The organism is Ensifer sp. LBL, from assembly GCF_050435225.1.
GTDB lineage: Bacteria > Pseudomonadota > Alphaproteobacteria > Rhizobiales > Rhizobiaceae > Ensifer.
This window is the reverse complement of sequence record NZ_JBNDJY010000004.1, coordinates 748,967-769,496: the sequence shown is the minus strand read 5'-3', so window position 1 is coordinate 769,496 and position 20,530 is coordinate 748,967. Positions and strand designations below refer to the sequence as shown.

Annotated in this window: 20 protein-coding genes and 1 other annotated feature; of the genes, 8 read left to right on the top strand and 12 right to left on the bottom strand. The window is 64.0% G+C overall.

Annotated elements, in window-relative coordinates:
• Window positions 1–21: 21 nt before the first annotated feature.
• Together OKW20_RS19640 and OKW20_RS19635 are read left to right on the top strand one after the other, a co-directional pair.
• Window positions 22–588, top strand: coding sequence for a hypothetical protein (locus OKW20_RS19640; protein ID WP_429174384.1), 567 nt, complete (start codon window positions 22–24; stop codon window positions 586–588).
• A gap of 87 nt (window positions 589–675) precedes the next feature.
• Window positions 676–731 (top strand) — a sequence feature (sul1 is cis-regulatory element that is thought to sense ions involved in sulfur or methionine metabolism; They are found in Alphaproteobacteria).
• Between the two features lie 71 nt (window positions 732–802).
• Window positions 803–2,287, top strand: coding sequence for a SulP family inorganic anion transporter (locus OKW20_RS19635; protein ID WP_429174382.1), 1,485 nt, complete (start codon window positions 803–805; stop codon window positions 2,285–2,287).
• Between the two features lie 78 nt (window positions 2,288–2,365).
• On the opposite strand, the gene OKW20_RS19630 is transcribed toward OKW20_RS19635, so the two are convergent.
• Together OKW20_RS19630 and OKW20_RS19625 are read right to left on the bottom strand one after the other, a co-directional pair.
• The gene (locus tag OKW20_RS19630) at window positions 2,366–3,133 is read right to left on the bottom strand and encodes an adenylate/guanylate cyclase domain-containing protein (protein ID WP_429174380.1); all 768 of its coding nucleotides are present in this window, start codon (window positions 3,131–3,133) and stop codon (window positions 2,366–2,368) included.
• A gap of 109 nt (window positions 3,134–3,242) precedes the next feature.
• Entirely contained in the window at window positions 3,243–4,130 is an 888-nt protein-coding gene (locus OKW20_RS19625) for a LysR family transcriptional regulator (protein WP_429174377.1), read from the bottom strand.
• A gap of 125 nt (window positions 4,131–4,255) precedes the next feature.
• Between OKW20_RS19625 and OKW20_RS19620 the strand changes: the two genes are divergently transcribed.
• Window positions 4,256–4,600: an antibiotic biosynthesis monooxygenase gene (locus tag OKW20_RS19620; RefSeq protein ID WP_429174375.1), complete on the top strand. Its 345-nt coding sequence runs from the start codon at window positions 4,256–4,258 to the stop codon at window positions 4,598–4,600.
• Window positions 4,601–4,663: 63 nt separating this feature from the next.
• Here the strand turns inward: OKW20_RS19620 and OKW20_RS19615 are convergent, their stop codons facing one another.
• Window positions 4,664–6,103 (bottom strand): DUF1254 domain-containing protein, encoded by a 1,440-nt coding sequence (locus OKW20_RS19615; protein WP_043619617.1) that lies wholly within the window; start codon window positions 6,101–6,103, stop codon window positions 4,664–4,666.
• A 329-nt stretch (window positions 6,104–6,432) separates the two neighbouring features.
• Between OKW20_RS19615 and OKW20_RS19610 the strand changes: the two genes are divergently transcribed.
• Window positions 6,433–8,370 carry a GTP-binding protein gene (locus OKW20_RS19610; RefSeq protein WP_429174373.1) on the top strand — a complete coding sequence of 646 codons (1,938 nt, stop codon included), beginning with the start codon at window positions 6,433–6,435 and terminating at the stop codon, window positions 8,368–8,370.
• 70 nt (window positions 8,371–8,440) lie between these two features.
• Here OKW20_RS19610 and OKW20_RS19605 read toward each other — a convergent pair whose 3' ends face one another.
• The 8 genes from OKW20_RS19605 to napE all read right to left on the bottom strand — a co-directional run bounded on the left by OKW20_RS19605 (window position 8,441) and on the right by napE (window position 15,889).
• Window positions 8,441–9,289 carry a hypothetical protein gene (locus OKW20_RS19605; RefSeq protein ID WP_429174371.1) on the bottom strand — a complete coding sequence of 283 codons (849 nt, stop codon included), beginning with the start codon at window positions 9,287–9,289 and terminating at the stop codon, window positions 8,441–8,443.
• A gap of 547 nt (window positions 9,290–9,836) precedes the next feature.
• Window positions 9,837–10,259, bottom strand: a complete 423-nt coding sequence (locus OKW20_RS19600) for a YciI family protein (protein ID WP_043619622.1) — start codon at window positions 10,257–10,259, stop codon at window positions 9,837–9,839.
• 884 nt (window positions 10,260–11,143) lie between these two features.
• Complete coding sequence (locus OKW20_RS19595; protein ID WP_043620248.1) at window positions 11,144–11,842, bottom strand: NapC/NirT family cytochrome c; 699 nt, start codon at window positions 11,840–11,842, stop codon at window positions 11,144–11,146.
• A gap of 4 nt (window positions 11,843–11,846) precedes the next feature.
• Entirely contained in the window at window positions 11,847–12,302 is a 456-nt protein-coding gene (locus OKW20_RS19590; protein WP_043620245.1) for a nitrate reductase cytochrome c-type subunit, read from the bottom strand.
• Between the two features lie 107 nt (window positions 12,303–12,409).
• Window positions 12,410–14,917 (bottom strand): periplasmic nitrate reductase subunit alpha, encoded by a 2,508-nt coding sequence (gene napA, locus OKW20_RS19585; protein ID WP_429174369.1) that lies wholly within the window; start codon window positions 14,915–14,917, stop codon window positions 12,410–12,412.
• Window positions 14,914–15,198, bottom strand: coding sequence for a chaperone NapD (locus tag OKW20_RS19580; RefSeq protein ID WP_402318591.1), 285 nt, complete (start codon window positions 15,196–15,198; stop codon window positions 14,914–14,916). Before OKW20_RS19580 ends, napA begins: the two co-directional genes overlap by 4 nt.
• On the bottom strand, window positions 15,191–15,691 hold the full coding sequence (napF, locus tag OKW20_RS19575) for a ferredoxin-type protein NapF (protein ID WP_429174367.1): 501 nt from the start codon (window positions 15,689–15,691) through the stop codon (window positions 15,191–15,193). Before napF ends, OKW20_RS19580 begins: the two co-directional genes overlap by 8 nt.
• Before the next feature lie 9 nt (window positions 15,692–15,700).
• Window positions 15,701–15,889, bottom strand: a complete 189-nt coding sequence (napE, locus tag OKW20_RS19570) for a periplasmic nitrate reductase, NapE protein (protein ID WP_034793129.1) — start codon at window positions 15,887–15,889, stop codon at window positions 15,701–15,703.
• A 389-nt stretch (window positions 15,890–16,278) separates the two neighbouring features.
• On the opposite strand from napE, the gene OKW20_RS19565 reads away from it, so the two are divergent.
• Together OKW20_RS19565 and OKW20_RS19560 are read left to right on the top strand one after the other, a co-directional pair.
• Window positions 16,279–16,653, top strand: a complete 375-nt coding sequence (locus OKW20_RS19565; protein WP_429113594.1) for a DUF4180 domain-containing protein — start codon at window positions 16,279–16,281, stop codon at window positions 16,651–16,653.
• Between the two features lie 48 nt (window positions 16,654–16,701).
• Complete coding sequence (locus OKW20_RS19560; RefSeq protein ID WP_429174364.1) at window positions 16,702–17,283, top strand: GNAT family N-acetyltransferase; 582 nt, start codon at window positions 16,702–16,704, stop codon at window positions 17,281–17,283.
• A 34-nt stretch (window positions 17,284–17,317) separates the two neighbouring features.
• Here OKW20_RS19560 and OKW20_RS19555 read toward each other — a convergent pair whose 3' ends face one another.
• Window positions 17,318–18,769, bottom strand: a complete 1,452-nt coding sequence (locus OKW20_RS19555; RefSeq protein WP_429174361.1) for an MFS transporter — start codon at window positions 18,767–18,769, stop codon at window positions 17,318–17,320.
• A 286-nt stretch (window positions 18,770–19,055) separates the two neighbouring features.
• Here OKW20_RS19555 and OKW20_RS19550 point away from each other — a divergent pair, with 286 nt between their 5' ends.
• Window positions 19,056–19,946: a LysR family transcriptional regulator gene (locus tag OKW20_RS19550; protein ID WP_429174359.1), complete on the top strand. Its 891-nt coding sequence runs from the start codon at window positions 19,056–19,058 to the stop codon at window positions 19,944–19,946.
• Between the two features lie 154 nt (window positions 19,947–20,100).
• The gene (locus OKW20_RS19545) at window positions 20,101–20,469 is read left to right on the top strand and encodes a VOC family protein (RefSeq protein ID WP_043620224.1); all 369 of its coding nucleotides are present in this window, start codon (window positions 20,101–20,103) and stop codon (window positions 20,467–20,469) included.
• Window positions 20,470–20,530: the final 61 nt, after the last annotated feature.

The window sequence follows — 20,530 nt, the reverse complement described above, 5'->3', positions numbered from 1 at the left end:
AGATCGGCTCCAAGAAAGTAGATGAATATGCTCGAGCAAGCGAAGCCGACGCGGGGTTCTAAAATGTCGGGCTGCCTCTTCCTCTCTTTTATCGGCGTTGCTGTCTCGCCGGTCTTGCCGGAACTGTTCGGACATCCCTACGTGCCCACAGCCAGTTGGATCGCCTGGAGCGGGTCGGCGGCTATCGTGATTGGCATTCTCGCGGCAGTCTATTGCTTATGGTTGATCACGCTGGGGGCTGCGAGTGATCGCTTTCAGCGCCTGGGTGCAAAGACAGTTCTGCTGACTCTTTCCGCGCCATTTGTTGGCTTCTGGCTCGGATACAGGGTCGTGGTGCTCGGCGGACCGATGCTCGTTGCTCTCGCCGTCGGCAGCGGCATCGAACACACCTTCACAGTGAAGTCGACGGAATCGGACTTCAGATGCTCGAACAGTATAACGGTCGCCGAACTGCCCGTGCTGGCTAACAGGTTCTGCGGTCTTGCCAAGGAATTGGCAGGCCCGCTCGGCCCCGGCTCGCGAGTTTCGATCACGGGGCGGGGTTGGCGATGGGGCGTGTTTGCGGGAAGCGTCAGACGGATCGACTGAACCTCGGCCGCCTTTCGCCACCGCGCTTGCCTGTACCGGCAGCGATTGTTGCGCGGCACCCTATTCTCGGCTACGAAAGGCGATCCACAAGGACCCGGTGAAACTCCGGGTGGCTCTTCTGGCCGCCGATCCGCCAGACAACACAGCAACGCAACTTCTGTATCCACAGGACCGAGCCCCCTCGGCCCGTTGCATTCAACTGTGAAATTTTCCCATGCGCGCTTTTTCAAACTACCGTCAGGAGTGGTTCTCCAACATCCGTGGCGACATCCTCTCCGGCATCGTCGTCGCCCTCGCCCTCATCCCGGAAGCAATCGGCTTTTCGGTGATCGCCGGGGTCGATCCCAAGGTCGGGCTCTACGCCTCCTTTGCCATCGCCTGCGTCGCCGCCATCACCGGTGGCCGCCCCGGCATGATTTCGGCAGCGACCGCTGCCACCGCAGTCGTGATGGTCACGCTCGTCAAGGAGCACGGGCTCCAGTATCTCTTTGCCGCCACGATCCTGATGGGCATCATCCAGATCGCAGCCGGCTTCCTGAAGCTCGGCCGGGTGATGCGCTTCGTATCGCGTTCGGTCATCACCGGCTTCGTCAATGCGCTGGCGATCCTCATCTTCATGGCGCAGCTGCCGGAGCTGATCGGCGTCCCGGTCGAGACCTATTTCATGATCGCCGCCGGGCTGGCGATCATCTATCTCTTCCCCTTCGTCACTCGCGCGGTGCCCTCGCCACTGGTCTCGATCGCCGTGCTCACCCTCATCGCCTGGTGGACGGGCATGGACCTGCGCACGGTCGGCGATCTTGGCGAGCTTCCCTCGTCGCTGCCCTTCTTCATGCTGCCGCAGGTGCCGCTCACCTTCGAAACCCTTCAGATCATCCTGCCCTATTCGGTGACGCTTGCGGCCGTCGGCCTGCTGGAATCCCTGCTGACGGCCCAGATCGTCGACGACATGACGGACACGCCGAGCAACAAGAGCCAGGAATGCATCGGCCAGGGCGCCGGAAACATCGCCTCCGCCCTGATCGGCGGCATGGGCGGCTGCGCCATGATCGGCCAGTCCGTCATCAACGTGACCTCGGGCGGCCGCGGCCGACTGTCGACCTTCGTTGCCGGAGCGTTCCTCCTGTTCCTGATCGTCGCTCTCAACGACCTCGTGCGGATCATTCCGATGGCGGCCCTGGTCGCCGTCATGATCATGGTGTCGATCGGCACCTTCTCCTGGCGCTCGATGCTCGATCTCAGGCGCAATCCGCTGCCCTCGTCCATCGTCATGCTGGCAACGGTCGCAACCGTCGTCGCAACGCATGATCTCGCCAAGGGCGTCATCACAGGCGTTCTTCTCTCTGGCATCTTCTTCGCCGGAAAGGTCGCAAAGCTCTTCAGCGTAACCAAAAGCGAAGAGACCGCCGGCACGACGATCTACCGCGTAAAGGGACAGATCTTCTTCGCCTCGGCCGAAAGCTTCGTGCAGGCCTTCGACTTTTCGGATACTGGCCGGAAAGTGGTGATCGATCTGAATGCGGCACACCTTTGGGACATCACCGCCGTCGGCGCGCTCGACAAGGTGGTGATCAAGTTCCGCCGCCTCGGCGTCGAGGTCGAGGTGCTCGGCTTCAACGAGGCGAGCGCCGACATGGTCGATCGCTTTGCGTTGCACGACAAGGACGAACGGCAAGCTGCAAGCGCCGCGCTGCATTGACCAACGCCGGCGACGGCCGTCTGGCCCCGCGGAAACACCGCACCGGGCACCTTCCGGCGTCGGACTTTTGGGGGCCAGTCAATGCGTCGCGAGCACCCTCGCCTCGACCGGCTTGTCGATGCCTTTCAGGACCAGCAGCCGGGTGCCGGCGCCCGTCGTCAGCGTTGCCGCCTGAGCGGCCGTCTCCGGGGAAAGCAGAATCTCGCCCGCTTCGGCCTGGGATTCGAGCCGGGACGCCAGGTTGACCGTGCCGCCGATCGCGGTGAAATCGCTGCGGAACGTCGAGAACTCGCCGATCTCGACCTCGCCCGTGTGAATGCCGACGCCCACGCCGAGCGGGCGCTCGCCGAGACCGTCGAGGTCGAGGCGGCCGAGTGCATCGGCGCAGAGACGCTGGATATCGCGTGCTGCCATGATCGCCGCTTGCGCATGGTCTTTCCGGATGATCGGAAAGTTGAAGATCGCCATCAGCCCGTCGCCCATCTGCTTGTTGACGATGCCGTCATGCGCCCAGATGGCTTCAGCGCAGCGATCCTGGAACAGGCTGACGATCTGGCTCAACCGCACCCGCTCGATCCGCTCCGAAAGATGCGTGAACCCGCGGATGTCGGCAAACAGGATTGTGGCGCTTGCCGCGACGTGACTCTGCTTCTTCACGTAACGGAAGGAGCGCTCGCAGATCGTGCAGATGTTCGGGTTCATCTTGCTGCGGGTGATGCCGAAGGCGCGGAACGGCAGCGCCAGGGGCCCGCGGATCGGGATCGGCACATGCATCTGGTCCCAGCATCCCCGGCAGATGCGGGCATCATGGCTCGCGGCAGGCTGAATCGAAGAGGCGTCTGTCATGGCTGCTCCGGCTCGCATGACCCGAGGGCGTCAGCGAAGCTTCGGACATTTGCCGCACTTTAGCAACGACTGGATTGGCACGGGGACGACCGCCCGCGCCGCCCGACCGTCACCCGGCAAAGAGGTTCGTCGCCATGAAATCGACGAAGGCGCGCACCTTGGGCGAGAGATAGCGATTGGTCGGCCAGAGCACGCGGAATGTGCCGGTTTCGCGAAGGTAATCCTCCAGCAGCGAGACCAGCTTGCCTTCCGCCAGTTCCGCCGACACCGCAAAGGGCGGCAGGCAGGTGATGCCGAAGGCGCGCTCCGCAAGAAAAATCAGGGGATCGAGCGTGCTTGCCACCGTCGTCACCGGCAGGTCCAGCTTCACCTCTCGCCCGTCACGATGAAGCGGCCAGGGTTCGAGGCGGCCGGAATTGGCATAGCGGTGATGCAGGCAACGATGCCCGAGCAGGTCCTCCGGCACCTCCGGCCGGCCATGCGTGCCAAGATACTCCGGCGACGCGACGATCCGGTGCCGGAAGGTCCCGAGCTTGCGGCTCATCAGGCGCGTATCCTTGACGTCGCCGGTGCGGATGACCGCGTCAAAACCCTCCTCGATCACGTCGACCAGCCGATCGGTGAAATCGAGGTCGAGATTGATCAGCGGATAGGCGCGCATGAAGTCCGAAATGGTCGGCATCAGCAGCATGCCGGCGAGCGGCAGGCTGACGCGCAGCTGCCCGCGCGGCGTCGCATGCGAGCGCGACAGTTGCGCCTGCGCGGTCTCGAACTCGGACTGGATGCGGCGGCAGGTGTCGAGAAAGAAGCTGCCGTCCTCGGTCAGCGCCATGCTTCTCGTCGACCGGTTGAACAGGCGCACGCCCATCTCGTCTTCGAGCCGTGCGATCGCCTTGCCGACGGCCGAGCCCGAAAGCCCGAGGCGATGGCCGGCGGCCACGAAACTGCCGGCCTCTGCCACCTGAATGAAAATGCTGAGCGTTCCGAGCTTGTCCATCGCGCGCCGATTGCGGAATTATTTTCCGAAGTGATGAGAATACGCGCTCGTTTATCCGCTATTTCTCTCCCGATATCCAGATGCCGTCGCGGCCGATGCGCCGCAGCGTTCAAATGGAGAGAAGCATGACAACGATCCCTAGCCCCACATTCTCGGCATCCCCCGCTCCGACGACCTTCGTCGTCAACGTCATCCACGCCCATCCCGGCAAGCAGGAAGAAGCCTTCGCCGTCATCCAGGACGTCGTGCATTACGTTGCCGAACGGAAGGAAGGTTTTCTCTGGAGCACGCTGTCGAAGAGCACGGACGGTGAGACCGTCGTCAATGTCGAGGCGATCCAGGGCACCGGAAATGTCGACGAGTTCTTCTCCGATCCGGTGTTCGCGGAGAAGTTCCGCAAGCTGGACGAGGTCTCGCGCAGCGAGTTTCACATCTATACGGTCGGCGATCTCGTGCTGCCGAAGCGCTGAGCCGCGGCCTGATCGCGACGCCCTGCGCCTTCACGCGAAGACGCAGGGAGGCTTTCGCCTTTGTCATCCCGCCTTCTTCACCGGCGGGATGAGCCACGAGCCGTCGAGAATGGAAGGCGGACTGTCGTCCGGCCAATAGAGCCGCATCATCAGGATGAACTTGTCCTTCGGAGCCGGCAACCAGTTGTTTTCCTTGTCCTTTCCGGGCGATTCATTCTGGATGTAGATCTCCGTCGATCCGTCGGCATTGGCCTTGGGGCTGACGCGGGCGCTGATCGAATAGCGGTTGAGCGGATTGTCGACGAAGAAATAGTTCTCGTCGTACATGGTGATCGACCAGAAGCCGCGCACCGGCGGCAATTGCCCCTTGGGGAAGGTGACGACGTATTTGTTGGAGCCGTGATAGGCGCGGGAAACCAGGCCGTCCCTGGACTTCAGCGACGTCGGATAGATCGCATCCTGCGGACGGTTGGCGCCAAGCCCGATCGCCGTGATCAGCGCCCGCTGCAGGTAGTTGGTGCCGTAGATGCCGGTCTTGGTGGTAAAGCCCCAGCCGTTGATGTTCTGGATGTCGCCATCGCTGAACTTGAAATGCAGCATGGTGCGGTGGAACGCCATGGGAGGAATGCGCGAGACGAAGGCGACGTCGAGCTTGCTCTTGTCGAAATCCTGGCCCGGTACGATGCCGATCTCGGCAAACTTGGCGACCGCTTCGCCATCGGCCGCCGTCGGCGGATTGGTCTTCATCAACTCGCAAAGAAGCGTGAAATATTCGACCGCATCCATGCGGTTGACCTGCTCGCGCACCGCCGTCTTCATGTCGATCGCCGGATCGACCTTGCCGGCGGGCGGCGTCCAGTCCTTGCCATAGGCGCTGAGCGGGCAGAGCTTGCATTCGTCCTGCAGCTTATGCACCGCCGCATAGTCCTCCGGCGTGCCATCGCAATAGATGCGCCCGAGGATCCAGACGATGCCGGTTGAGGATTTGTATTCGGTCACGCCGTCGGGAAGGCTTCCCTGCCAGCCCGGCCCGGTAATGGCATAGGCCTGCGCCCCGCCGCCGGTCGTGCGCTTGCCCGGCACCTGAAACACCGTCGTCCAGCCGTCGAGCATCGGAAACAGGAAGAAGCGATCCTTCATGTCGGGGATCGACAGCACCCACGGTTCCTTACCGACGTCGACGAAGGCTGTCGTGTACAGCGTATCGGCATTCGGCGCGGTGACATCCTTGAAGGATGCGTTCGGATATTCACGCAGCTTGATGACGTGGCCCATCGGCCCCTTGCTGCCTTCGGGCTTAGCCACATTGGTCACCACCCGGCGGGTCATTTCCGTCGTCACCAGTGGGTAGCCGTAGATATAGGCTTCCACCGCCAGCCAGAAATCATCGGCAGCCTCGACCGGATCGAAAAGCGGCGATTCCAGCGCGTTCGCAGGTAAGAACGATGCTGATGCAAGCAGGCCGGCGCCGCCCAAAGCGACGGCGCGACGGGTCATATCCATGTTTGCCTCCCCCTTTTTCTTTGGCGGAAGGAAGTTAGCATATACTAATAAGTACGACCAGACATTGTGTTCGCCCGGATCTCGCGTGCGCCCTTGAAGGGGGAGCATCGCGATTTTCGATGGCTCCGGCCACAGCCAGCAAATCTGCAACACCAATTCAGAGTTATCCGGCGGCGCTTGACGCCCTTCACGTGGCGTCCTTAGATTTCACGAGCACCCTCGCCTGCCGTGGGTTGCGCGATCCGCAAGAAGCTCAAGTCTGGAGGCCCCGATGCGCCGAGTCACTTCTCAAGAAACCCAGATCCGAATTTTTGAGAAGCTGATGGGATATGCGCACATTGAATCTGGGCATCCTCGCCCACGTGGATGCAGGCAAGACTAGCCTTACGGAACGACTGCTTTTTGACACCGGCGCGATCGACAAGCTCGGCAGCGTCGACAGCGGCAATACCCAGACCGACAGCCTGGAACTCGAGCGGCAGCGAGGCATCACCATCGCCGCCTCCGTCGTGTCGTTCAGGCTTGGCGATCTGGTCGTCAACCTCATCGACACCCCCGGGCATCCGGACTTCATCGCCGAGGTCGAGCGGGTGCTGCAATCGCTCGATGCCGCCGTCGTGGTCGTCTCGGCCGTGGAAGGCGTGCAGGCGCAGACCCGCGTGCTGGTGCGGGCGCTACGCCGTCTCGGCGTCCCCTTCCTGTTCTTCGTTAACAAGATCGATCGTCTGGGCGCGCGTCCCGCCGAGGTCGTCGAAGAGATCGCCGGCCAACTCTCGGTCCGCCCCGTCATCATGTCGGCGGCGGTCGGGGCCGGCAGCCGGCAGGCGAGAACCGTGCCGGTCGACCTTGCGCAGGAGCCGCATTTCTCGGCGCTTTCGGAGGCGCTTGCCGCCAACGATGAGGCCTTGCTCGACGACTATGTGCTGGCGCCTCAGCGCCTGACCGCCGAGCGGTTGAAGAAGGCTTTGGCGATACAGCTTGCCGGCGGCTTTCTGCACCCGGTCTATTGCGGCATCGCCATGACCGGCATCGGCGTGCCTGATCTGATCGCCGCAATCGAGACGCTGTTGCCGGCGAAAGCGCACGCCCCTGATGCGCCGGTCGAAGGCCGGATCTTCAAGATCGAGCGCGGCTGGGGCGGAGAAAAGCTCGCCTTCCTCAACCTGACCTCGGGCACCGTCGCCACGCGCGACTATCTCGCCTTGCCCGGCGGCGCGGCAAAGGTCACCAGCATCCAGCTCTTCGACCAGGGCCACCTGCAGAAGGTCGAGCAGGTGACAGCCGGCCGCATCGCCAAGATCGGCGGGCTTGCTCAAGCCCGCATCGGCGATTGGGTCGGCGTCGGCGGCGGTGCTGCCGGGGCGTTTCACTTCGCGCCGCCGACGCTCGAAACCCTCGTGCGCCCGGTGCGCCCGTCGGACAACACGGCGCTCTGGCTTGCGCTCCAGCAACTGGCCGAACAGGACCCGTTCATCAACCTGCGCACCAGCGACGATGCCAGCGAGATGTTCGTTTCGCTCTATGGCGAGGTGCAGAAGGAGGTGATCGAGGCGACCCTGTCCGCCGATTTCGGCCTCGCCGCGCAGTTCGAGGAAAGCACGGTCATCTGTGTCGAAAGGCCCGTCGGTACCGGCACCGGCATCGAGATCATCTTCCGCGAACCGAACCCGTTTCTCGCAACCGTCGGCCTCAGGATCGAACCGCGGCCGCCCGCAGCTGGCAACAGTTTTGCCCTGGAAGTGGATGTCGGGCAGATGCCCGCGAGCTTTTACCGGGCGGTCGAAGAAGCCGTTGCCGAGACACTGAAGGCGGGTCTCTTCGGCTGGCAGGTGATCGATTGCCACGTCGCCATGACGGCGGCGCGCCAGACATCGCCGGCGAGCACTGCCGTCGATTTTCGCCGGCTGACGCCGCTGGTGCTCGCCGAGGCACTGTCTTCGGCCGGCACGGTCGTCTGCGAGCCGATCGACAGCTTCCGCCTCGAAGCGCCCGCATCCGTGCTCACCGCCATCCACACGCTGCTCGCGAAATCAGGCGCATCGACGACGGATGCGGTGATCGAGGGTGGCGTCGCCCGGCTCGCGGGAACGATGGCATCGGCCAACGTCCAGGGCGTGCAGCGGCAGTTGCCGGGGCTTACCAGCGGCGCAGGCGTGCTTGAAAGCGCGTTCGATCATTACGCCCCGATCGCAGGCACACAACCCGCCCGGCCCAGGCTGGGTGCGAACCCGTTCGATCGGGCTAATTATCTGAGGAGCCTGCGATGACATAAGAACACCGCGCGTCTCTTCAGACGCGCGGTGCCTTTATTCTTTCCTGATGGTTGTATCTGGTCGATCAGAAGGCCAGACGATTGCTGGACCAGACCGGGCCGAGGCGCTCTTCTTCCTTGAGCGTCGTCGAACCGTAGGAGAAGCGAAGGCCGCCGAAGAGGGTGCTGGTGTCGCCGGAAACCGAGGCGCTCAGCCCTGAAAGCTCTTCGTTGGTGTATTTGTAGCCGGCAAAGAGCGTGACCGGGAAAGTGTCCAGCCGGTAGTTGGCCGTCAGCTTCACGCTGCGCAGGTCGTAATCCAGGTCGTTTTCGCTGATGCGATGCAGCGAGCCGTCGACGTCGAAGCGCAGGTTGTCGGTCGCGTAGATGCGGGCGCCGAGCGAGCCCATGTAATGATCGGCGTCGATGTCGTCGAAGTCTTCGACGCTCGCCTGGCCGTAGCCGAGCGCGCCGTGCAGCGTCCAGGTATCGAGGAAGTAAGCCGCCTCGACACCACCCATGTAGTCGTTGAGGTCGACGCCGATACCCGGGTCGAGCCGTGCGCCCTGCACGAAGACGCCGGCCGCAAACAGATCGTTGCGGTAGTAGCCGTGCAGCGCGCCGTCATAGCTGTTGGTGTCGATGTCCTCGAAGGAGGCGCGCGTGTAGCCGAGATCGACCTGCAGGTTGAAGCCGGCGCCAGCGTCGAAGTTCACCGCGCCGCGCAGGTCCCATGCATCCGCATCGATATCGCCGGGCGAGTCCACGGCAGCGCCATAGGACGTCTCGACATAGCCGACGATGCCGCCCGACGCCTGCTCCACCGGCACTTCATAGGCGTCCTGCGGCCCCACCAGCGGACCGTCGATATCGGCAGCCTCCGCAATCGAGACACTTGAAAGAAGAAAAATGACGAAACCGCTCGTCCTGACCATTGCCCCACTCCGGTTCAAACCCCGCAAATAAGGTAAACGAACACGGTTAATACAATCTCTACGGGAAGCAGATCAGACCTTCAGCCAACGTCGACACGATCCGGACATTGCGGCAGTTGTTCATCCCGCGGACGGCCTTCGTCCCACTCGCCGCGCAGCACCTTGTCACCGCGCAACACCAGCGGCGGCCCCTCATCCCGCGGTGAGGACTTACTCCTCATCCGCCCGGCGACGACTTGCCTCTGATCCGGCCTGCCCGCCACCTTCCCCCCGCTTGGCGGGGAGAAGGACATGTGTGGCACTCACTCCCTCGGCAACAAGCGCCACAGTTTTATGCCGGTCCAGTTTACACCCCGGTCGAATTGGTCTGCCTGGGACCAAACGCCATTTGACGCTCGTTGCGACCGCGTTCGAAAACGCTGCGATCCGGACTCGTCCCCTCTCCCCGCCTGCGGGGAGAGGGTTAGGGTGAGGGGCAAGCAGGGTTGGCACTCGGGTTAAACCCGGGGAGATAGGCAAGGCCGCCTCAAGCTTCAGCAAAGAGCCCTTACTGGTTGGCGATCTTCTCGCGCAGTTGCTCGTCCCGGGCGGCGATCTCCGGCGTCACCAAGTCGCCGAAATCTTCCATCTCGAAGACCGGGCGGATTTCGATTTCGCTCGGACCCGGCATCGGGTTCGGGCAGCGCTTCACCCAGGCGATCGCCTCGGCCATGTCCTTGACGGTCCAGATCCAGAAGCCGGCGACCAGTTCCTTGGTCTCGGCGAAGGGACCGTCGATGACCATGCGGTCGGCACCGTCGAAGGCGACGCGGGCGCCGCGCGACGAAGGCTGCAGCCCCTCGCCCGCCTGCATGATGCCGGCATTGACCAGTTCCTCGTTGTACTTGCCCATGGCTTCCAGCAGCTCGGTCGAGGGCATGTTGCCCGCTTCGCTGTCTTCGGTCGCCTTTACAAAAACCACTACGCGCATTGTCCATTCTCCTCTGTCACGCCAGTCCCGGTCCTCGTGACCTCAGGGGGTGCCGGCGTGGTGAAACCCAGATAGGTAGAGCAGGTTACGGGCGAAAGACCCGCGCGGATTTTTTTCCTATCCCGCTCCGGTGGAGGAAGCCAGATTGCCTCCCTGCCTAAATGACGAACGGGAAATCACGGTGCCGACAGGGGGGCCGATTTTTTCCGAAAAAAGTTTGGCGCGGGGGAAGCGAAGAGAAAAGCGCTGTTCGACGAGACCATCGCCGCCGATCCGAATGTGTCCCATTGGCTCAAGCCCCACCCCCTCCACCCTCATCCGGCGGTTGGGCACGAGGCCTGCCGCACCCACCCTCATCTCTGTGTTCGTCACAGAGATCCACCAGCCGTGCGTCGGCACGGCGGGAAATGCGGTTCCGGCCACGTTAACGTCCGGCTTGGTGGGAAAAATCCCTCGCGCCGCCGACGCGACGCGGCTGGATTCCTGTGACAAGCACAGGAATGAGGGGGCGATGTTGGCACCAGTATTTGTCCATGCTTTTGCCGGCGGCTTGGCACGACGCCGGCCGCACCCACCCTCATCTCTGCGCTCGTCACAGAGATCCAGCAGCCGTGCGTCGGCACGGCGGGAAATGCGGTCCTGGCACGCTGCCTTCCGGCTTGGTGGCAAAAATCCCTCGCGCCGCGGACGCGGCGCGGCTGGATTCCTGTGACAAGCACAGGAATGAGGGAGGTAATGGTGGCGCCACCACAACCCATCGCCTCCCCGACCGTTTGGCACGAGGGAGGTTTGCTGCCCAAAGCCCACGAAAAAGGGCCACGCCGCGCCGGCATGGCCCTCTGTTAACGCTGTGGTGTCTTGCCGAAAACCTCGGCCCCGCTCGCCTACTGCGCCTGCATGTGCAGGTCCGCCATCGCCTGCCGCAGATCGTCGATCGGGGTCTGGCCCGCCATCTTCTTGCCTTCCAGTTCCGGCGGCATCTTCCAGCCGGGATCGATGCCTTCCATGTTGGGCAGTTCATGGGCGATGCCCTTGTGGCAGTCGATGCAGGTCGCCTTGCCCGACAGCAGATAGCGGGTGTGGATCTCGGCCGCGCGCTGCGTCTGCTTCTGCAGGTCCATGGCGACGGAGGAATGGCAGTTGCGGCATTCCAGGCTGTCGTTGGCCTTCATGCGCGCCCATTCGTGCTGCGCCAGTTCCAGCCGCTTTTCGAGGAATTTCGACCGGGTGTTGATCGTGCCGAAGATCTTGCCCCAGACCTCCTTCGAGGCCTGCATCTTGCGGGCGATCTTGTCGGTCCACTGGTGCGGCACGTGGCAGTCCGGACAGGTGGCGCGCACGCCCGAGCGGTTGGAGAAGTGGATGGTACGCGTCAGCTCCTGGTAGACGTTGTCGTGCATCTCGTGACACGAGGTGCAGAACTTCTCGGTGTTGGTGAGCTCCAGCGCCGTATTGAAGGCGCCCCAGAACATGACGCCGCCGACGAAGCCGCCGAGCGTGAGGAAGCCGAGGCCGAGCGTCCCCGCCGGCGTCTTCATGATGCCCCAGGCCCAGAGGATGATTGTCCTGATCCAACCGATCATATCGTCACTCGCTTCCGGCCGGCTTGAAGCCCAGTTCGCTCATGTCCTTGAAATTGCTCGGCACCAGCGGGCTGGTGTCGGCCTGCGGCACGTGACAGGCGGTGCAGAAGTAGCGCCGCGGCGAAACGTCGGCGATCATCTGCCCGTCTCGCGTCATGTAGTGGGTGACGCTGATCATCGGCGCGCCGGAATCCTGGGTGAATTCGCGCTTGTGACAGGACAGGCACCGGTTGGCATTGACCGAAAGCTCATAGCCCTCGATCGAATGCGGAATGACCGGCGGCTGGTCGGGATAGGCGCGCATCTTGCGCTTGTCGTCGACCACCCATTTCGGCAGCGGTGCTGCCGCCTCCGTCGCCATCTGCGGCGTCGGCCCTTCGAGCTGCGGCACCAGCTTTTCCGCCACTTGGGCGACGGCCGCCGTCGTGGCGAACACCATCAGCCCGGCTGCAAGGGCCATCCAGACCGGCCGTCGCCGGTCAACTCCAGCAGAGGTGCGAAGCGTTGCCGCGTCCACGAACGCCGCACGACAAAAAGACTGCACGGCCCGAGTGAGCCGCATCCACCCTAGAGGGTGACGGGAACGATCTTGACCGCGCATTTTTTGAAATCCGTCTGTTTGGAGATGGGATCGGTGGCGTCGAGGGTAACCTTGTTGATCAGCTGGCTGGCGTCGAACCAGGGTACGAAGACGACGCCGGGCGGCATGCGGTTGCGGCCGCGGATGTCGACGCGCGAGCGGATTTCGCCGCGCCGCGAGACGATGCGCACTTCCATGCCCTGGTTGATGCCGCGCTTGCGGGCATCCTCAGCGTTCATGAACACGCGCGCACCCGGAAACGCCTTGTAGAGTTCCGGCACCCGCATGGTCATCGAGCCCGAGTGCCAGTGTTCCAGCACGCGGCCGGTCACCAGCCAGGTATCGTATTCGTCGTCAGGAGATTCGGCAGGCGGCTCGTAGGGCACCGCAAGGATGATCGCCTTGCCGTCCTTGTTGCCGTAGAACTTCACGCCCTCGCCCGGCTTCACATAGGGGTCGAAGCCCTCGCGGTAGCGCCAGCGCGTCTCCTGGCCGTTGACGACAGGCCAGCGCAGCCCGCGCACCTCGTGATAGGTGTCGTAGGGCGCCAGGTCGTGGCCATGGCCGCGGCCGAAAGTGGCATATTCCTCGAACAGCCCCTTCTGAATGTAGAAGCCGAAGTCCTTGGCTTCGTTGTTGTCGTATTCGGCACTGACATCGGTGATCGGGAAACGGTCGACTTCGCCGTTCTTGAACAGAACCTCGAACAGCGTCTTGCCGCGATATTCGGGGCTGGCGTCGAGGATTTCCTTCGGCCACACCTCGTCGGTGGTGAAGCGCTTGGAGAACTCCACCATCTGCCAGAGGTCCGAGCGCGCCTCGCCGCGCGCCTGCACCAGCTGGTGCCAGACATGGGTGCGCCGCTCGGCATTGCCGTAGGCCCCTTCCTTCTCCACCCACATGGCGGCGGGCAGGATCAGGTCGGCGCTCATCGCGGTGATCGTCGGATAGGCGTCGGAAACGACGATGAAATTGTCCGGGTTGCGATAGCCCTGCCAGGTCTCGTTGGCGGTGTTCGGGCCTGCCTGGACGTTGTTGTTGACCTGTACCCAGTAGAAATTGAGTTTGCCGTCCTTCAGCATCCGGTCCTGCTGCACGGCGTGATAGCCGGGCTTTTCCGGGATGACGCCGTGGGGAATGCGCCAGATTTCTTCGGCGTGTTTGCGATGCTCGGGGTTGGTCACCACCATATCGGCCGGCAGCCGATGGGCAAAGGTGCCGACCTCGCGCGCCGTGCCGCAGGCAGACGGCTGGCCGGTCAGCGAGAACGGGCTGTTGCCGGGCTCGGAGATCTTTCCGGTCAGAAGGTGCAGGTTGTAGACCATCTGGTTGGCCCACACACCACGCACATGCTGGTTGAAGCCCATGGTCCAGAGCGACATCACCTTGCGGCTCGGGTCAGCGTAAAGCTCGGCCAGTTGCTCCAGGAACTCCGGATCGACGCCGGTCATCTCGGCGGTCTTCTTCAGCGTGTATTCGGAAACGAATTCCTTGAACGCCTCGAAATCCATCGGCTCGGTCTTGCCGGGGTCCTTGGAGTTGGCGGCATTCACCTCGACCGGGTTGTCGGGCCGCAGGCCATAGCCGATGTCGGTGACCCCGCGCGCAAACTTCGTGTGCTTGTTGACGAAGTCCTCGTTGACCTTGCCCGTCTCAATGATGTGGTTGGCGATATAGTTGAGGATGACGAGGTCGGTGCCCGGCTTGAAGACGATCGGAATGTCGGCCAGGTCCATGCTGCGATGGGTGAAGGTCGAAAGCACCGCGACGCGCACATGCGGCTGGCCGAGACGCCGGTCGGCAACGCGGGTCCAGAGGATCGGGTGCATCTCCGCCATGTTCGAGCCCCAGAGCACGAAGGCATCGGCGTTCTCGAAGTCGTCGTAGCAGCCCATCGGCTCGTCCATGCCGAAGGTGCGCATGAAGGCAACGGCGGCAGACGCCATGCAGTGGCGGGCGTTGGGGTCGAGGTTGTTGGAGCGGAAGCCCGCGCGCATCAGCTTGGTCGCGGCATAGCCCTCGAAGATCGTCCATTGGCCGGAGCCGAACATGCCGAGCGCCGTCGGCCCCTTCTCCTTCAGCACCTTCTTTGCCTGCTCGGCCATGACGTTGAAGGCCTCGTCCCAGCTGACGGGCTCGAACTCGCCGTCCTTGGCGTAGGCGCCGCCGCGCTTCCTCAAGAGCGGCGTCGTCAGGCGGTCGTTGCCGTACATGATCTTGGAGAGGAAATAGCCCTTGATGCAGTTGAGGCCGCGGTTGACCTCGGCCTGCATGTCGCCGTGGGTGGCGACAACCTGGCCTTCCTTCACGCCAACCATGACGCCGCAGCCCGTGCCGCAGAAGCGACAGGGCGCCTTCGACCACTTGATCTCCAGCGCGTTGACGCCGCCCGGCACCGGCTGTGCGGCGGCGGGCAGCGCAATGCCGGCCGTGGCGGCGGCGATGCCGGCCGCATGGGCCTTCAGAATGTCACGCCGCGTCAGTTCTCCGCTCATGGCTCCTGCCCTTCCTCTTCCATTTCCACATGCTCGAAAACCATGTTGGCCGAGATCACCCCGTCGAGCAGCGAGATCTGCGTCAGCCGTTCGCCGAGCGCGCCCGTGCTTCTGCCTTCGATGACGACGACGATCTTGCCGCCGCCATGGCCATGGATTTCGACGTTTTCCATGTCCGCGAGCGTCGCCAGGATCGCTTCGGTGCTCTGCGGCATCGTGGCGACCACGGCGCTCGAAATGTGATAGGGCGTGCCCGCCTTTGCCGTTGCGGCCTCAGACATGAGCCACCTCCAATTCCAATGCCTTCACCGCAATCGCACTCACCGGGCAGCCGCTGATACAGGCGCCGCAGCCGGTGCATTTCGCCTCGTTGATCTCAGGCAGGAACGGCCCGCCGATGCGCGGGCGAAAACGGATCGCCTGCTCCGGGCAGCTTTCGCCGCAGGACTGGCAAGCAACGTAACGGCGCGCGAGACAGCTGTCGGTAACAGCGGCGACATGCGGAAAACGCCGCACGTCCATCGCCTCGAAAACAGGCTCCGGACAGGCTTGCGCACAGGCGCCACAGAAGGTGCATTCGCCGCCCGAAAAGTCGACGAAGGGAAGACCGTCCGAAAGACGGATTATGGCGGTGGGACATCGTTCCACGCAGGCGCCGCAACCGGTGCAAGAGGCAAGGCTCAGTTCCGAAACACCCGGCGGACGGATGCGGACCGGCTTTGCGGCAGCGCGGCCGGTAAAAAGTTCACGGCGTGAAAGAGGTTCGACCTTCATGGCTCGACCTCAATGCCCGGGCGGGCCCGGCGGGCCGAAGATGATTTGTAGCATCCAGACGAGGAAACCATAACCGCCGACGATGCCGACGGCGACGATCGGCCAGATGCCGAAGGCGAGCACGAAGAAGGTGATCAGCTCCGCGCGTCGCGAGCGCGGCGGCTTTTCGATCGGCTGTGCCTGAACGACTTCCGGCATTCCTGCGTCCCCCAACACAATCCAAGGTAAGATGCGCCACCGGAAATAAAAATCAATCCCGTGACCGGCCGATGACAGATTTTCACCGGACCTCAGAGTAAATGCGAAACAGAAGGGGTCATTGATCTGTGTCAAATTGGCAGGAAACAGGCGCCGGTTTCGCCAGAAATTCTCAAGCGCCGGTTCAGCGTAACTTGCGGAGGCCAATCAGCTTTTATGCAGACCGATATATTTCTAGGAATATATCGACTCTCGCCCGATCACCGAGGCCCGCCGGATCCTGCGAATTGAACGGCAATCTTGCCCGCGGCGAAGGCAACCGGCCCCGGCGGCAGGACAAGAGACGCGCGCCCTTGCAACCCTGGGCTTTGCAGCCTACTTCTTGGCGCATGACACAGCTCATCGAAATCGGAACCGCGCGCGTCCTGCACTGCGCTGACAATGGCCCCCTGCTTGCAGCCCCGGGCGACGCCAATGATTTCCTGGGCGACGGCTGGGCGCATGAGGCCGACTTGCTGGCGGTCCCGGTGGAGCGGCTGGGCCCCGATTTTCTCGATCTTTCGACGCGCGTCGCCGGCGAAGTGTTCCAGAAGTTCGTCAACTACCGCATGCGGCTCGCCATTGTCGGCGATATCAGCGCCCGGCTCGAAGCCAGCAAGGCGCTGACCGATTTCGTGCGCGAGACGAACAAGGGCACATCCATCTGGTTCGTGCCGGATTTCGAAACGCTTCGCGCCCGGCTGGAACGTTTGCCGACGGCCTGAACGCGGTAAGGTCTGGCGACCAGCCCAGATCGATGGGAGGCCACGACGATGAAGCCAGCCGCGACGAACACCGGAAATCGCCCGGCGGTCACGCTGGCGACCGATCGTCTCCTCCTGCGCCCGACGACGCCGGCCGACGCGCAGCGCGCCTTCGAGATCCAGTCGGACTGGGATGTCACACGCATGCTGCGCATGGCGCAGTTCCCGCCCGATCTCGACGACATGACCGGCTGGTTCGGCGAGCACCCGCAGGAGTGGATCGCCGGCACGGCCTTTCGATTTGCCATCGAACGAAACGGCCGCATGATCGGTCTGGTCGATCTTGACGGGATCGACGGTGAGCAAGGCGAACTCGGCTACTGGCTGGAAAAGGCGAGCTGGGGCCAGGGCTACGCCTTCGAGGCGGCAAAAACGGTGGTGGCCTTCGCCTTCGAGCAGCTCGGGCTCGCGAGGCTGAAAACAGGCCACGCGGCCGACAATCCCGCCTCCGGCAAGGTGCTGCTCAAGCTCGGCTTTCGCCCGCAGCAGGCCATGCGGAAGACCTCCCGCTCAAGGGGCGAAGAGATCCTGCACCAGAGCTACAGCCTCACCTCGCACGCGTGGCGCAATCTGCCGGGCGCCGATCGCTGAGCGGCGCCGTGCCGATCCCGCCCAGCCGGCGGGTTCACCCCTCTCCCGCAGGCTGCGCGGTCGCGGCCCGTTGTGCGCGCACTCCGCGTAGCGCCCTGCCCGCAATGGCGATCGCCAGCGCAGCCACGGTCAACAGCCCGGCGACTGCAAAGGTTACCTGCATACCCCAGGCGACCGCCGCCGGCGCGGCCCCGGCCATGTCGCTTGCCGCAACCGCTGCGGCGAAGACCGCGCCCATGACCGATGCGCCGGTGACCAGGCCGAGATTGCGCGAAAGGTTGAGCAGGCCGGAAACGACGCCGCGCCGGTCGGCGCTGACATCCGCCATGACTGCCGTGTTGTTGGCCGCCTGGAACAGCTGGTAGCCGGGCGTCAGAAGCGCGATCGCCGCGACATAGCCGGCAACGCCAAAGATCCCCGGCAGCAGCACGAGCGCGGCGCAGCCCGCAACCATCGCCGCCAGCCCGACCGTGACCACCGAGCCCGCGCCCAGGCGATCGACGATGCGGCCGGCAACAACGCCCCCGAAGGCCGAGATGACCGGACCGACCGAGAGGACGAGCCCGACCATCGCCGCATCGAGCCCCAGCCCACGCGACAGATAGAACGGCCCGACCACCAGCGTTGCCATCATCACGGTCGAGACCAGCGCATTGGTCGAGAGCCCGCGGCTCAAGGCCGGATCGCGCAACATCACCGGCCGGATCAGCGGTGAGGTTACCCTGGCCTCGACCAGCAGGAACAGCGCAAGCCCCACGGCAGCGACAGAAAGCAGCGCGACGTTGAACGTCCCGAAGCTGCCCCGTCCCACCGTCATCGCCAGCGCATAGGCGCCGAGCGAAAGCGCGAGCAGCAAGGTGCCGGCGACATCGAAGCGTGGGCGCGCCCTGCCCTCGAGGTTTCGGTCTGCGGGCAGATACCGATGGGAAAGTACGAGCGCCGCGAGCCCCAGCGGAACATTGACGAGGAAGATCGCCCGCCAACCGGGGCCGGCGAGCAGCGCACCGCCAAGCGACGGCCCGAGCGCCGTGCCGATGGCCGACATTGTGCCGAGCAGTCCCATGGCGCTGCCGGTTCTTTCCTTCGCCACCGCCTCGCCGACAAAGGCCATGGTCAGTGCCATCATGATCGCAGCCCCGATGCCCTGCACGGCCCGCGCGGCGACCAGCAGCGCGAAGCCCGGCGTCAGGCCGCAAAGCGCCGAGGCTGCGGTAAAAAGCGCGATGCCGGCAACAAGCAGCCGCCGCCTGCCGACGATATCGCCGAGCCGCCCGACGCTGACAATCAGCGTGGTGATGGCAAGCAGATAGGCAAGCACCACCCATTGCACCGCCTGGAACGAGACACCGAAGGCGTCCGCCAGCGCCGGAAGCGCCACATTGGCGCTGCTGGTGCCAAGCGAGGAGAGCAGCATCGACAGCGACAGGCTGGCGATCACCCAGCGAACCGGCGCGCCGGAAGCCTTGGCTGGCCCGATAGCGCTCATCGGCCACCTCCCGCGAGCGATGCCTTACGATGCCCATTTGCAGCACGGGAAATTGCGGAAAAACAAGGCGATAGCGCGCCTTCATGAATCAAAACATGCGGCAACGACGTCCGGTCAGACGGGAAAATCGGGGCGGGCATTAGCGGGCATGGCGTCATCGGAAAACCCTCCAAGGTCGGTTCTCCGAAAAATTAGACCTCAGGCTCACATGGCGGAAGGCGCAGCATTTGCACTTCATTCGTGCGTTTGGCGCCACATCTCACGAGAACTCATGCTATGAAGGGCAATGACCAGACCGGATCTCAACCTGCTCGTGACCCTCGACGTGCTACTTGCGGAAGGCAGCGTCGCCCGTGCCGCCAGGCGCCTGCGGCTCAGCCCCTCGGCCATGAGCCGGGCGCTGGCCCGGCTGCGCGAGGCGACCGGCGACCCGCTGCTGGTGCGCGCCGGCCGTGGCCTTGTTCCGACCCCAAGGGCGCTGGAACTGCGCGCTCTCACCGGACCCATCGTCGAAGCGGCCGAAGCCTGCCTTCGCCCGGCCGAGAGCCTGGACCTGAAGACGCTCACGCGCACCTTCACCCTCAGGAACCGCGAGGGTTTCGTCGAAAACTTCGGCGCGGCGCTGATTGCCCGTGTCGCGCGCGAGGCACCCGGCGTGCGCCTGCGTTTCGTGCAGAAGCTCGACCGGGAAAGCAGTCCGCTTCGCGAAGGCGGCGTCGACCTCGAAACCGGCGTTGTCGGTGAGAACACGGGCCCGGAGCTTCGCGCCCAGGCCCTCTTTCATGATCGTTTCGTCGGCGTGGTTCGCCCGGGGCACTCCTTGACCACAGGCGAAATCACGTCGGCCCGCTACGCTGAAACCCACCACATCCACGTCTCGCGCCGTGGCAACGACACCGGCCCGATCGACGACGCCCTTGAGGCAGCCGGTCTCAGCCGTCCGATCGCCGCCTCCGTCGGCAGCTTCTCCGAGGCGCTGGCGCTCGTGCGCGCCACCGATCTCGTCGCCAGCGTGCCTGAGCGCTACACGGGGACGCTGCGCCAGGATCTCGTCACCTTTACCCTGCCCGTCGCCCTGCCCGAAATCACCATCTCGCTGCTCTGGCATCCCCGCCTCGACGCCGATCCGGCGCATCGCTGGTTGCGGGCCTGCGTGCGGGCGGTCTGCAGCCTGTGACGCGGCGCGCGACAAGACGTTAGGCTCCGGGCGCTCGGCGATGCGCCCCCAAGGAGCTACGGTTGTCTGCAACAGGCCATCGGGGTATCAGCCAAACCCTGGCCGCAAATGCGCCGCCTCGTCCGCGCGAGCCAAACCCGCACAGGAGAACGCGATGTTCGACCACGTCAAATTCGGTGTCAGCGACTATGCGGCCAGCGAGGCCTTCTACCTGAAGGCGCTCGAACCGCTCGGTGTCGAGGTCGTCGCCCGCTACACGCCCGGCATCGAGATCAGCTCGGACGGCAAGTCCTCCCTCTGCCTGTACCCGACCGAGGAAAAGCCGGCGCATCTTCACCTCGCCTTCATGGCCAGGACCCGTGCGCAGGTCGACGCCTTCTACCACGCAGCCCTTGCGGCGGGCGGCAAGGACAACGGCGCGCCGGGCCTGCGCCCGCGCTACCACGCCAACTATTACGCCGCCTTCGTCTTCGATCCGGATGGCCACAACATCGAGGCAGTCTGCCACGAGGCCGAGGCCTGATCCGACCGGGATCACCGCAAGGCCTCGCCATCGATTGCCGGCAAACAGACTGCGCCGTGAT